This window comes from Pseudomonas sp. 58 R 3, from assembly GCF_900006605.1.
Lineage (GTDB): Bacteria > Pseudomonadota > Gammaproteobacteria > Pseudomonadales > Pseudomonadaceae > Aquipseudomonas > Aquipseudomonas salomonii.
This window is the reverse complement of the sequence record NZ_CVTT01000029.1, coordinates 1-13108: the sequence shown is the minus strand read 5'-3', so window position 1 is coordinate 13108 and position 13108 is coordinate 1. Positions and strand designations below refer to the sequence as shown.

Genomic DNA, 13108 nt, shown 5'->3' with positions numbered 1-13108 from the left:
CTGGGTAAGATCCCGGCATCGGTTTTCTGGATGTGAGGTTGCCATGCGCTTTAGTGATTTGCTCGATGCCGCCCGTAACAACCCGCTGGAAGTGACCATCCCCGCCGAATGGGCCCAGGGCCGCGCGACGTTTGGTGGCCTGGTGGCTGCGTTGCAATACGAAGCCTTGCGCGCCAAAGTGCCGGCGGATCGCCCTTTGCGTTCACTGGCTATCACCTTTGTCGGCCCGGTCGCTCCGGATGTACCTGCCAGTTACCAGGTCGAAGTGCTGCGCGAAGGCAAGGCGGTCAGCCAGTTACTCGGCCGTGTGGTGCAAAACGGCGAAGTGGCGACCTTGGTACAAGCCAGCTTTGGCGCAGCCCGCGAGTCGGTCATTGAGGTGGAGAGCGAGGCGCCGCCGCTGTTCAAACACTGGGATGAGTGCCAGGAGCTGCCCTATATCAAGGGCGTTACCCCAGAATTCATGCGCCACTTGGCGATGCGCTGGAGTGTCGGCGGCCTGCCGTTTACCGGTACTAAATCCCGCGACATGGGCGGTTGGGTGCGTTTGCGTGGGGACGTGAAGGAAGAACCGCTGACCGAGTCGCATATTCTTGCTCTGGTCGACGCCTGGCCACCGGCCTTGCTGCCGCACCTGACCAAGCCCGCGCCGGGCAGCACCCTGACCTGGACCATCGAGTTTATCCAGCCGCTGCAAAACCTGACCACCCTCGACTGGTGCCAGTACTACGTCAACATCGAGCACGCCCGCGACGGCTACGGCCATGCCGCTGCCGCGCTGTGGAGTCCGAGCGGCGAGTTGATCGCCATCAGCCGCCAGACGGTAGTGGTCTTCGCCTGAGCCTCAGAAGTGCTGGCTGCCCTGGGCTTCCAGCGTGCGGCCGTGGCGTTGCAGCGCCACGCCTGCCAACAAGCCGACGACGCCGATGGCAACACTGGCCAGGCTGAAGCTGAACACGCCTGACACCAACAACAGAAAACCAATGATCAGCAAAGGCACGGCAAGCAGTTGCAGGCCCAGGTTGGTGGGGTGCTGATGAGCCTGTGGCTGAGTGCGCCATTGCCAGGCGGGGAAGTTGGGGTGACGTTTGCCCATGATGATCAATCCTCTGTCCGTTGAAACAACATGGACAAAGTTTAGGTCGCAGGCAGGTGCGGCGGCGAATCAAGGCTCGCTATGGAGGCCATAGCCAGCCTTGTTTGGCTTATAGCTTCAACTGCCCGATCGCCTTGCTCAATTCCCCGGCCAAGGTCGCCAGCTGATTGCTGGTGGTGGCCGACTCCACCGTCTGCTGCACGGTGTTCTCGGTCACATCGCGAATGCTCACCACCGCGCGGTTCATCTCCTCGGCAACATGGCTCTGCTGTTCGGCGGCCACGGCAATCTGGGTGTTGCTCTCGCGCATCTGTGCCACGGCACTGGTGATTTCGGCCAGTGCGGCACCGGCATCCTGGGCCTGTTGCACGCAGTCGTCGGCCTTGAACGAGCTTTCCTGCATAAAGTCCACCGCATCGCGGGTGCCGGCTTGCAGCGCCGAGACCATGCGGGTGATTTCATCGGTGGAGCTTTGCACACGCTTGGCCAGGTTGCGTACTTCGTCGGCCACCACGGCAAAACCACGGCCCATTTCGCCGGCGCGGGCGGCCTCGATGGCGGCGTTGAGGGCAAGCAGGTTGGTTTGTTCGGCGATGCTGTGGATCACGCCGACCACACCGTTGATTTTCTGACTGTCTTCAGCGAGTTTCTGGATCATTTCGGCCGTCTGCTGCACGCCGGTGGACAGGCCTGCGATCGAACGCTGTACCCGGGTGACCACTTCCTGGCCGCTGCCGGCGAGGGTGTCGGCGGTCTGGGACAGGTCGCGGGTTGCGCCGGCATGCTGGGCGATATGGTAGACGGTGGCGGTCATTTCATTGATGGCGGTGGCGGCCTGGTCGGTTTCGCTTTGCTGGCCGAGCATGCCGTGCTGCACCTCGTTCATGCTGCTGGCCAGGCGTGCGGCGCCATCGTCGAGTTGCTGGGCGGTGCGCGCCACGGTGCTGACCACGCGCTGATAACCGGCTTGCATGGCGTTGAAGGCGCTGGCCATCTGGCCCACCTCGTCCTTGCACGCCAGGGGCACGCGAGCCGACAGGTCACCGGTCTTCTCCACGTGCAGCATCACGTCCTTGAGGGTGTTGAGTTGGCTGAGCAGGAAGCGGATCAGCAACTGCGAGGCCCCGAGCATCGCTAGCATGAGGATCAACACGGCCACGGCATAGTTGGCAAAGCGTTCGCCGAAGACTTGGCTGAGGCTGCGGCCGTAGGCCAGCACGGCAATCTGTTGGCCATCGGCCCGTGTGAGGACTTCGGCGCCGATCAGTGGGTTTTCCCCGAACAAGGGCATGTGATTGAGTTCAACCCAACCGCTGGCAGTGCTCAAGGCGGACAGATCCTGATCAGCCAACGATGGGGTTTGGCCGCGGGCAAAGGTCAGCCAATGTTCATCTTTGGGTAATGGGGTGTCGGCCGGCCAGGCACCGAGTAGTCGCGCCTGGGCCTGCGCCGAGGACCGGGACGCATCGCTGCGGGCCTGTTGCTCAAGCTGCACGGCATACAGCACCAGCAGCAGGGTGGTGATGAAAGCGACCGCATTCACGGCCCAGAATTTGTATTTCAGCGAGATATTGCTAAGCCAGGCACCCATGGAAGGTTTTCTCTGATAGCGGAAACAGCATTGGCAAGGTGCCATTATTGTGCCGCTACTCAGGAAAGCGTTTTTGACATGGGTCAATGCGCCGCATCAATCCACTGGGGGCAGCCCAAAAAACCCACGGGCGCAGGCGGTGCTGTGTTCGGCCAGGTCCTCCAGCGTTTCATTGCGATGCAGGGCCACTTCACGCAGCACTTCCGGCAAATAAGCCGGTTCATTACGGCCATTTTTCGGCTTGGGCCGCAAGGTGCGCGGTAGCAAGTACGGCGCATCGCTTTCCAGCATCAGGCGGCCACGGGGAATTTCCCTGACCAGCGGATGCAGGTGCGTCCCACGGCGCTCGTCGCAGATCCAGCCAGTGATGCCGATGTGCAAGTCGAGGTCGAGGTAGCTGAACAGCGCCTGTTGCTCGCCGGTAAAGCAATGCACCACGGCGGCGGTCAGGTGATCGCGGTAATCCTTGAGAATCTCCAGCAGGCGCTGGTTGGCGTCACGTTCGTGCAGGAACACCGGCAGTTTCAGCTCGACCGCCAGTGCCAGGTGCGCTTCGAGGACTTTTTCCTGCTGCGGGCGCGGGGAAAAGTCCCGGTTGAAGTCCAGCCCGCATTCGCCCACCGCACGCACGCGGCTTTCGCTGAGCAACCCGCGCAAACGCTGGGCGCTGTCGCCGTTCCAGTCACTGGCCGAGTGCGGGTGAATGCCGGCGGTGCTGAACAGGCGTTGGCCGCTTTCATCGAGTTTTACGCACAATTCCAGAGCCTGTTCGCTGCCGTCGACGCTGGTGCCGGTGAGCACCAATTGTTGCACGCCGGCGGCATAGGCTCGGTCGAGAACGGCCTGGTGCCTCTCGTCGAAACTGGGGTTGGTCAGGTTGACGCCGATATCAATGAGTTGCATGGTGCTAGCTCCGCCTGCGGCCGGAAAGCATATCAGAGCTGTAGATTTATAAGAAAAACTAAGAACTACAACGCGTTATAGCTGTCTTTGAACGTCGCAAGTGACATTGTGGCTGGCCCATCGCCTGCCCCGACGCCACCGTTGCGTGCCTTGCCAGCGCTTGAAGCGCTCTGTTTCTGACCTCCAGCTTCTCGTCTTTCACGAGATGGCTGGCCAGTATTCTTTCCGGAGAGCGGATGATCCGACCCTCGGCGTTGCTTATGTTGTGCCTCACGTTACTGCTGCCCACGGCGGCGGTCGCGCGTCTCGACGGGCCGCTGGAGGTGACCAAGCCCGGCAAGGTCCGTGATTTGGCGCAGATCCGTTCCAGCCGCACCCTGCGTGTGCTGGTCAACCAGAGCCGTAACAGTTCCGGTGAGGTCCAGGGCCAGGCCATCGGCGTCGAATATCATCGTCTGCGCGCCTTCGAGCAATACCTGAACGGCCACGCCCGGGATGGAGAAGCCATCAACCTCAAGATCATTCCCAAGGCCAAGGACCAATTGCTTGGCGCGTTGGCCCGTGGCGAAGGCGACTTGGTGGCGCCGGGTGAACTGCTCGATGTAAAGGCCACGCACAAGATCAGCACCAGCGACCCGATTGCCAGTGGTGTGCCGCTGTGGCTGGTGGGCGTGAAGGGGGAGCGACGGTTTACCAGGCTGGAGCAATTGTCCGGGCGCACCCTGGCGTTGACCACCGGCAGTGCGGCGGCGGATGCGATCAGTCAGGTCAACCAGCAACTGGCGCTGCACAAGCGTGCGCCCGTGAAGGTGGAGTGGGTGGACCCTACGCTGGCCGTGGAGGACGTATTGGAGATGGTCCAGGCCGGGATCTTCCACCTCACCATTGTCGAAAAACCGATTGCCGAGCGCTGGTCGAAAATCCTGCCCAAGTTACGTTTTGATCGGCAGGTGGTCATCAGCGCACCGGGTGATGAATACTGGTTTGTGCGCCAGGATGCCTCGATGCTGCGGGCCAGTATCGATCGCTTTCTCAAGACTTATCGCACGCCGTCCGACCAGGACGTGGCGTTCCAGCGTATTTATCGACGTCTTTACCAGGTGCGTAATCCGCTGGCCCGCGCCGACCGTCAGCGTCTGGAGAAATTGCGTCCGGTGCTGCAAAAGCACGCCCGTGAGCAGGGCATGGACTGGCTGAACCTGGCCGCGCTGGCGTTCAAGGAATCCGCTCTGGACCCTGGCGCGCGTAACAGCGGCGGGCCTACCGGCCTGATGCAGATCACGCCCTCGGCGGCGCAGCGGGTGGGGGTGAACAATATCGAGAGCCTGGACAGCAATGTGCAGGCCGGTGCGCGCTACCTGGCGATGATCCGTCGCAAGTTCTTCGCCAGCCCCAAACTCAACGAGCGCGAGCGCATGGCCTTTGTGCTGGCGGCTTACAACATGGGGCCGGAGCGGGTCCAGGGTATGCGTGCAGAGGCTCGCCGGCGGGGCTTGAACCCCAATCAGTGGTTTTTCCAGGTCGAGCGTATTGCCATGGAGCAGGTGGGAATGGGCGGCGTCAGCTATGTTAATAGCGTGAACAAGTATTACTTGGCGTTTGATCGGGAGCGTGAATCCCTGGAGCCGTCGGCGCCGAAAATTGCCTCACGAAAATAATCGGTTTTATCGATAAGTATTAGGCGATTTTTGCGCTTTTATCATTGCATGATCCGATTAATATAGCGGCCAACCAACCCCTACTTTGAAAAGGATTATCACCATGAGCCCACTGATCACTCGCATTCTGTCCACTCGCGCCGGTTACGGCCTGACCATCCTGCGAATCTTTGTCGGCATCGTTTTCGCCGCCCACGGTTCGCAAAAGCTGTTTGGCTGGTTTGGCGGCGGCGGTTTGGCCGGTACTGCGCAGTACATGGAAAGCCTCGGCCTGACCCCAGGCACGCTGATGGCGGTGTTGTCCGGCGGTACGGAGTTCTTCGCCGGGCTGGCCTTGATCATCGGCTTGCTGGCGCGCCCGGCGGCATTGGGCCTGGCCTTCCTGTCGCTGGTGGCGATCTTCTCGGTGCATATCCATAACGGCCTGTTCATGGCCAACAACGGTTATGAGTTCGCCTTGGCCTTGCTTGGCGGTGCGCTGGCGGTGTTGTTCGAAGGCGCCGGCAAACTGTCCGTCGACCGTGCCATCGCCCACTGATCGGTCGCGTAACGCCCTGAAAAAGCCCGCCATGAGCGGGCTTTTTCATTGCTCGGGATTCTTGACATCGCCCCACCGGCTTCTCTAGGATGCTGCTCATGCGCCGATTTAAACAGCTAATTGCGGGGCGCCACTGGGACTCAATGCAGCCCGACAGAAGCATGCACTCATCATGAGTCAGGTTTCGAAATACCGCTAAAGCGCTGGTTCGGTGTTGCCTCTCACCTGCCCGCAGACTTTTGAGGCAGAGACACGACACGATGAATGCACTACGCCCCCTCATACGCCTGGCCCCGATCACTGCGGACCTGACTCAACGCAACCCCAAGATCCTGCTGGGTGGCAAACATCAGCCGACCTTGTTGCGTTACCTGGACGGCTGGCCGCGCCGCACAGGGCGCCCTTCAGCGTTTCTGATCCAGTTTGTGGAAGATGGCGATTCCCTGAGACGTTTTGCCAGCAACAGTTTTGATCTTGCCGTTATCCAGGCGCCCAGCGCCGGCGATGCCGAGGAAGTGATCCGCCAACTGACGCGCATCGCCCGGCAAGGGCTGATTGCGCGTCGTTGACGGCTGATCAGTGAACGACAGCCGCCGATCGACGACGCCGGTGGTAGAGGAACACTGCACAGGCGATCAGGCATAACGGCAACGGCACCGCGCCGATCATCAACAACTTGAGATTGCGCTCCACTTGATTCACAGATGCATACGCCTGGACCTTGAGTGCCTGCAACTCCATGGGCAGGCGCAGGCGTTCCTTGTTGAGCGCCTGCAATTGGATAGTCGTATCCACCGCGCGGGTGCCGAAGCCGATACTCGGTGGATTCAAGCGCTGCCATTCCTGCTCGGTGTGCTCAAGCCGCCTTTGCAGTTCGCCGGCCTTTTGCGCATAAGCCCGCTCTGCAGCCTCGCGCAGTTGCTCCAGTGCGTGGGGAGAATGGCTGACCTTTGTACGCGGTTGAATGTTTGCGAGCACGTCGGGAGCCGCAAGGTTATCCAGGGTATTCAAGACAAACATCACGTTGCTATTGGGCGCAGAGTCAATCACAGCGTCCATCAGCAAATCGGTATCGGCGACTACCACCACCTCGATATGCGCAGCCTTTTGCAGACCGGCACGTTGTTCGCCAACGCCATCCGGAAAGGCCGAGTAGGCGGGGCCTTCGAGGCGCGCCGCGATCATGTGGGGTTGCGTGGCAGCCGGTATCCCTTCAGCCAGTAAGTCGGCTGCAGACGTTGCTGCAAAGCGGCCTGAGTCCAGCAGGGTGGAGCGCCGGGAACTCTGCAACAGGGGCGTGAGCGTGGTGCGGCTTTTTCTCACGCGCGACAGCGCACCGCTGCTCGAGACGATGACCGTATCCAGTTTCCAGACACTCACGTCGTTGGCGGCCATCGCGTGCCGAGGCAGGTTCAGCCTGGCCGGGTGCCGTACCGCCGGCGCGCCTGAACCAAAAGCGTGATCGATCAACAGTTTGTCCGCCGGCATCTGAATGCCCCAAGCCGCCAATAGCCCGTCCAGCCTTGTGTCGGTGGGCTTGGCGTTTGTCTCGGCCTCGCTCACCGGGTCAATAAAGAGCATCAGTTTGCCACCCCTCAATACAAACTGGTCAATCGCATACAGGGTTTGTTCCGGCAGGGCGCGCGGGTGTACAACCATCAGGGTTTGGATCGATTCGGGCACGGTCGGGGTGCTTGATGCCAGGCCGACCAAATTGAAATGCCGATGCATCTGGGCCAGCACTTGTTCCCCAGACGCGTTCAATGCCAACCCCGTCAATACGCCGACGGTGGGGAGCTCGGGGTGCATCAGTTGGTGGATCAGATGGCTGATTTCGTACTCAAGCAAGGGCTCGTCAGCCGGGCGCAGTACTTTGATACGTTGTGCGGGCTGGCCTGCGCGGGTGCCGATGAGGCCAAGAAAGCCTTGCTTGTCATCCAATCCGAACAGGCCGGCCTTGTAGGCATCCTCTGAATAAGGTGTCGGATCTATAACATGTAGGTTAATCATGCCCTTTGACGCTTTTTCGAACTCTTTGAGTAAATCTTCCACTCGTTCGCCATAGCGGTTTATTGCCTGGCTTCTTCTCGGGTCATTACTTGAGTTGAAGTAATACAGATCCAGTGGGTGTTCCAGAGTGGCAAGCAGTTGTCGCGCAGGGGACGATAAAGTGTGGATTTTCTGCTGTGAGAAGTCCCAGCGGATATTCGGTAGTTTGCCGACCCAGGCGAGATTAAATGCAAGGAAAAGCAGCAATATGACCAGCAGCGTCATACCTGTACTCAGAGTGGAACGCATCGTTTGCTTTCCTTCTCAACGGGTTTTGTAATTGAGCATGACTGTGGATGCCGAGAGAAAGGCAAGGATCATGCTGATGTAGTACAAGCCGTCATGCAGTGTCAGTTTGCCGTTGTCGATAGCACCGAAGCGCGAGATAGGATTAATCGAGACCAGGCTGTCTATGACCCAGATCGGCGCCTGATGCTCAAGTGCGTCGAGAACCGATGAAAGTCCGCTGGCTGCCAGTAACATCACCACCGTTATAAGGAACACAGCCAAACGTTGATGGGTCAGGGTAGAAGTAAAACATCCGACAGAAAGATAGGCGCCGGCCAGCAACCAACTGGCTAGAAACTGTGAAGAGATAACACGGTTATCGGCGGTGCCGAGGTAGTTGGCGAGGATCACCAGTGGGAACGTCAGCAACAATGCGATACCGCACACGACCCACGCAGCCAGAAACTTTCCGATAACCCGCTCTGCGCCGGTGATAGGCAGGGTCTTCAGCGTGTCGCGCATGCCGGCGTGGTGTTCGTCCGACCACAATTGTGTCGACAACATGGGAATCAGCAGCAGGTAGAGCCAAGGGTGCAATTGGAAAAATACCTGCAGGTCGCCGCTGTCCTGTTCCAGCCACTTGCTTGTATACAACCCCAGGGTGGCGCACGAAACCAGAAACGCGGCAATACCCAGGTACGTGCTGGGTGTACAGGCATAACTGGCGAGTTGGCGTTTGAAAATGACAGGCAGCAGTTTCAAAGGGTGACCTCGTGGCTCAGATGCTGAACGACTTCGTTCAGGCGACCTGGCTCCAGATTCAGTGACGTTATGTTCCAGCCGCGGCTGGCGATAAGTGCGTTGATATGGGGGTAGATGGCGTGCCCGGGCATGGCCAGAACGGTCACGGTGCCGGGTGCATGCCGGTCCTCTTCTATACCTGCCACGCCGGGTAATACGGCAAGGGCGAGTAAATCCAGGGGTGTTTCTGCGGCCAGCGTGACGGCTCGGTAATGCCGCGAGTTGCGCTGCAAGTCGGGCAGTGGGGTATCTGCCACAAGGTGCCCGCCGGCGATAACCAGGGCGCGCGTGCAAAGCCCGGACAGGTGGTCGCAGTGCCGGGAGGCAATGATGACGGCCATGTCTTCGGTCAGCGCCTGGATAAGTGTCTTGAACCTGAGCAGTTGATCCGGTGTGAGCCCCTCGGTCGGCTCATCCAGCAACAGCAGGCCGGGGCCGTGCAGGATCGCCTGGGCGATGGCTACTCTGCGTTTCAAGCCGATCGAAAGCGCCGCAATCGGTGTATCGAGCACCCGTGACAGCTCCAGGCGCATGGCGGCCCGATCGACACGGCTACGTTTTTCGGCACCGCTGAAGCCGCGAACGGCGGCAATGAAATTGAGCACGCCTTTGACCGACAGTGTCTGATGGCTGAGGCCGCCCTGGAGCTGATAACCGAGGTTTTTTTGCGCCTGCACTGGCTGCGTCTGAGTGTCGAAGCCTTGGACAGTCACATGCCCCGCAGAAGGTTTGGCGAACCCGGCTATCACGTTCAGTAGAGTGGTCTTGCCTGCGCCATTCTCCCCGAACAGGCCGATGCATTCCTGGCGTTGGGCACAAAATGAGACATTAGTGATGATGTTTCTTTTGCCCAAACGCTTTGTCAGGCTGCTTATCTCGAGCATCTTTTTACCGAATAAGTTTTGCGAGGCGTAGGAACATTTACCGTCATGCACGGTAAGCGCCGAGAAAGATACGTTTAATCATTGGACTTGGGAACAAGGGGACATGTTTATCAGATAAGTCCTACGCCGAATCAGATAACTTGCTGAAACAATTGCGTTGTTCCGAGGCTTGTTAACGGCCAGGTGTTTATCTGGCGTTCAAATAAGTTTTACTCTTTCGCAATAAGGCCTGAATATCATGATGCTTCTTCGCACGCTTGTTCTTGAACGCAGCGGTCAGGACACACCGATCAACGGTGCATTACTTTGCGGATTTGCCGTTGCACAGACCGATTCAAACTTTCTGGTCTATAGCCTGGATGAAGAGACCGAACCTGGTAACTCCAGGGTCTACATCGCGGCGCTCCGCAAGAAACTCGATCGGTATTTTCTGGGTGGGGTCGAGTCCAAGGAAGACCTGCAAGTTGCCATGCAAGTGTTCAAGCAAATCCTCGTGGCAGCGGCAGCATCCGGATCCAAGACCGGCACTGTTAGCGAATCCTCGATCCCTTTCCATTTTATTGATTTGAAGGGCTGCAAGTTGCCGCCCGCCAGACCGGAAGATCATCATTCAATGATCATCAAGAAGGCCCTGGTCATGAAGGTTATTACTCTGGGCATGTCCGCGCCCGCACTGCCGGCCATCGAAAGTGCTTCGTTGATCGTGCCTTCGATTCGCTTCTCATCGCAGATGATTTCCCCGCCCAGGCCCACGAACCCAGCCAACTCCGCTGAGCCTCCGGTTTCCGAGCCGCTCAAGGCACAACCGCTGGAGGCACCCGTCGCGATAGCTCAGGAGCAGGCATTGGAGCCAGAACCAAAGCCGGAACCAGAACCGGAACCAAAGCCGGAACCACAACCAAAGGCGGAACCGGAACCGGTCGAGCTCAGTGTGCCCCCGGTTCAGGTTGAGCCGGCCGCGCCTGCACCGCGCCCACCTGCCCCCCAGATGGAGCATGCCTCGTTGCTCGAGGTCGACAGCACGCTGACCCGCCTGGCCAAGGTCGCCCAAGAGCTGTCGCAGCAACAGCAAGCGACAATCGAGCGAGAGCAGATGCTTGAGCAGTGGCAAACCCGACTCGAACAGGAGCAATCTGAGCTGGAGGACAAGAGCCGAGAGTTGCAGCAGCAAACAATGCAGTTGCAGGCGCGAAACCTTGAAGTTGGCCAGAAGGCTGAGAAGTTGACGCTGGCGCTGTCGCAGGTGGCCGGAATACGCCAGCGCCTGCAGAGTGTGCTTCTGGAACTGGATCAAACCCTGGATGGCCAGGCTTGAAGCTGATGTGTTCTGCGGTCTGGCTACTTTTCAGGGTTCATTTATCATCAACCCCAGCCGGCCGGCGCCAGGGCATGCTGCCTTGGCATCGGCACCATTGGACATTGTCTGGGGATGCACGCGTTTGAGTACCAAGCTGATTACCAAAGAAGGTCATGAGGCGCTGAAAAAAGAGCTGGATTACCTGTGGCGTGAAAAACGCCCGGATACCACGCGCAAGGTGACCTGGGCGGCGTCTCTCGGAGATCGCAGCGAGAACGCGGATTACCAGTACAACAAGAAACTGCTGCGTGAGATTGATCGGCGGGTGCGTTACCTGCGCAAGCGCCTGGAAGATATGCGGGTGGTGGAGTACATGCCCGAGCAGGAGGGCAAGGTGTTTTTCGGCGCCTGGGTCGATATCGAAAATGAGCAGGGCGAGACCAAGCGGTTTCGTATCGTCGGCTATGACGAAATTTATGAGCGCATGGATTACATCTCCATCGACTCACCCATGGCCCGGGCGCTGCTGCGCAAGGAGGTCGACGATGAGGCCATGGTGCAGACGCCGACCGGCGAGGTGTGCTGGTGGATTACCGGTATCGAGTATGTGAAATAAACGCTGGCCGGCACGCCGTCGGGCGTGCAGGCCATCGCTGGTTTCAACCTTCGCGCAACACCGTCAATGGGCTGGCATTCAACGCCCGACGCGTACCGAAGACACCGGCGCCGCCGATGAGCACGGCGCCGATCACCGGCAGTAGCAGCAGCCACGCATGCGGATGCCAGGCCAGGTCGAAGGCGTAGCGGTACAGCACCCAGGTCACCAACTCGGTGCCCAGGGCCGCCAGCAGGCCACTGACCGCGCCGAGCAAGCCGAACTCGATGCGCCGCGCCTTGACCAGCAACTTGCGCTCGGCCCCCAGGGCACGCAATAGCGCGCCCTGGCGAATCCGCTCATCCAGGGTGGCTTGCAGGCCCGAAAACAACACCGCCATGCCCGCCGCCAGCACAAACAGCAACACGTACTCCACCGCCAGGGTCACTTGGGCGAGAATGCTGCGCAACTGCTCCAGCAAGGCTTCGACCTGCAGGATGGTGACGGCCGGGAAGGCCCGGGACAGGTCGACGATCTGCTGGTCATGCCCTGGCGCCAGGTAGAAGCTGGTCAGGTAAGTGGCGGGGAGGTCCTTCAAGGTGCCGGGCTGGAAAATCATGAAAAAGTTGGGCTGGAAGTTGTCCCAGTTGATGGTCCGCAGGCTCGTCACCCGTGCTTCACGGTTCTCGCCACCGACGGTGAACACCAGATGATCATTGAGCTTGAGCTTCAGGCTTTCAGCGACCTTGGCTTCTACCGATACGCCTGGGATGCCGTCGCCCGGTTGCTGTGACCACCAAGCGCCTGCGGTGAGGACGTTGCCCGGTGGCAGGTCGGTTGCCCAGGTCAGGCTCAGGTCGCGCTGCACAGCGCGGTCACCACTGGAATCTTTGCTGACAATCTCCTGCACCGGCTCGCCGTTGATGCTGATCAAGCGGCCCGGCACCACCGGGTACAGCGGCGCCGCTTGCGCTTGCAATTCCAGCAGGCGGGCGCCAAAGGCGTCTTTGTCGGCCGGCAGGATGTTCAGGGCGAAATAGTTGGGGGCGTCCTTGGGTAGCTGGTTTTGCCAGGTGTCGAGCAATTCGCCGCGCAGCAGGGCGATCAAGCCCATGGACAACAGGATCAAGCCAAACGCCAGGGACTGCCCGGCCGCCGCCAATGGATGGCGCAGCAACTGGCCCAGGCCCAGGCGCCAGGGCAGGGAAGCGCGGGCCAATAAACGACGCAGGCTTTGCAATAACAACAGCAGTAAACCACCCAGAATCAGTGCCGCCATCACGCCACCGCCGAGCAACGCGAAGGTCAGCACCAGGTCGAGGCTCAGGCGCCACATGATCAGGCCAAGGGCGAACAACGCAGCGCCATAGACCATCCAGGTGCTGGAAGGGATCGGCAGCATGTCGCGTCGCAATACCCGCAGCGGCGGCACCCGGCCCAAGGCTGCCAGTGGCGGCAACGCGAAGCC

The 13108-nt window shown here is 59.8% G+C and carries 12 protein-coding genes and 1 pseudogene; 6 read left to right on the top strand and 7 right to left on the bottom strand.

Going from position 1 to position 13108, the window contains the following annotated elements:
• Positions 1-43 precede the first annotated feature (43 nt).
• Positions 44-841, top strand: coding sequence for an acyl-CoA thioesterase (locus BFP92_RS03925; RefSeq protein ID WP_065911937.1), 798 nt, complete (start codon positions 44-46; stop codon positions 839-841).
• A 6-nt stretch (positions 842-847) separates the two neighbouring features.
• Here the strand turns inward: BFP92_RS03925 and BFP92_RS03920 are convergent.
• From BFP92_RS03920 to BFP92_RS03910, 3 genes and pseudogenes are all read right to left on the bottom strand, one after another.
• Positions 848-1096, bottom strand: a pseudogene (locus BFP92_RS03920) (terminase); the annotation flags it as partial.
• A gap of 109 nt (positions 1097-1205) precedes the next feature.
• On the bottom strand, positions 1206-2687 hold the full coding sequence (locus BFP92_RS03915) for a methyl-accepting chemotaxis protein (RefSeq protein ID WP_065911936.1): 1482 nt from the start codon (positions 2685-2687) through the stop codon (positions 1206-1208).
• Positions 2688-2783: 96 nt separating this feature from the next.
• The gene (locus tag BFP92_RS03910; protein ID WP_065911935.1) at positions 2784-3590 is read right to left on the bottom strand and encodes a TatD family hydrolase; all 807 of its coding nucleotides are present in this window, start codon (positions 3588-3590) and stop codon (positions 2784-2786) included.
• A gap of 236 nt (positions 3591-3826) precedes the next feature.
• On the opposite strand from BFP92_RS03910, the gene BFP92_RS03905 reads away from it, so the two are divergent.
• The 3 genes from BFP92_RS03905 (at position 3827) to BFP92_RS03895 (ending at position 6355) form a co-directional block, all read left to right on the top strand.
• A complete protein-coding gene (locus tag BFP92_RS03905; RefSeq protein WP_065911932.1) occupies positions 3827-5248 on the top strand; it encodes an MltF family protein in 1422 nt (473 codons plus the stop codon).
• A gap of 103 nt (positions 5249-5351) precedes the next feature.
• Positions 5352-5786 (top strand): DoxX family protein, encoded by a 435-nt coding sequence (locus BFP92_RS03900; protein ID WP_056857202.1) that lies wholly within the window; start codon positions 5352-5354, stop codon positions 5784-5786.
• A 260-nt stretch (positions 5787-6046) separates the two neighbouring features.
• Positions 6047-6355, top strand: a complete 309-nt coding sequence (locus tag BFP92_RS03895) for a hypothetical protein (protein WP_065911930.1) — start codon at positions 6047-6049, stop codon at positions 6353-6355.
• A gap of 7 nt (positions 6356-6362) precedes the next feature.
• On the opposite strand, the gene BFP92_RS03890 is transcribed toward BFP92_RS03895, so the two are convergent.
• From BFP92_RS03890 to BFP92_RS03880, 3 genes are read right to left on the bottom strand one after another with little or no spacing between them, the layout of a single operon-like run.
• On the bottom strand, positions 6363-8084 hold the full coding sequence (locus BFP92_RS03890; RefSeq protein WP_065911929.1) for a GldG family protein: 1722 nt from the start codon (positions 8082-8084) through the stop codon (positions 6363-6365).
• Between the two features lie 15 nt (positions 8085-8099).
• Positions 8100-8825, bottom strand: a complete 726-nt coding sequence (locus BFP92_RS03885; RefSeq protein ID WP_065911928.1) for an ABC-2 transporter permease — start codon at positions 8823-8825, stop codon at positions 8100-8102.
• Positions 8822-9748 (bottom strand): ABC transporter ATP-binding protein, encoded by a 927-nt coding sequence (locus tag BFP92_RS03880; RefSeq protein ID WP_065911983.1) that lies wholly within the window; start codon positions 9746-9748, stop codon positions 8822-8824. Before BFP92_RS03880 ends, BFP92_RS03885 begins: the two co-directional genes overlap by 4 nt.
• 238 nt (positions 9749-9986) lie before the next feature.
• Between BFP92_RS03880 and BFP92_RS31650 the strand changes: the two genes are divergently transcribed.
• Both BFP92_RS31650 and greB read left to right on the top strand, forming a co-directional pair.
• Positions 9987-11063, top strand: coding sequence for a hypothetical protein (locus BFP92_RS31650; RefSeq protein ID WP_065911927.1), 1077 nt, complete (start codon positions 9987-9989; stop codon positions 11061-11063).
• 124 nt (positions 11064-11187) lie between these two features.
• Positions 11188-11661, top strand: a complete 474-nt coding sequence (gene greB, locus BFP92_RS03870) for a transcription elongation factor GreB (protein ID WP_056857197.1) — start codon at positions 11188-11190, stop codon at positions 11659-11661.
• Between the two features lie 43 nt (positions 11662-11704).
• Here greB and BFP92_RS03865 read toward each other — a convergent pair.
• Positions 11705-13108, bottom strand: a 1404-nt coding sequence (locus tag BFP92_RS03865; RefSeq protein ID WP_139114030.1) for an FtsX-like permease family protein, incomplete at its 5' end; no start/stop codon positions are given.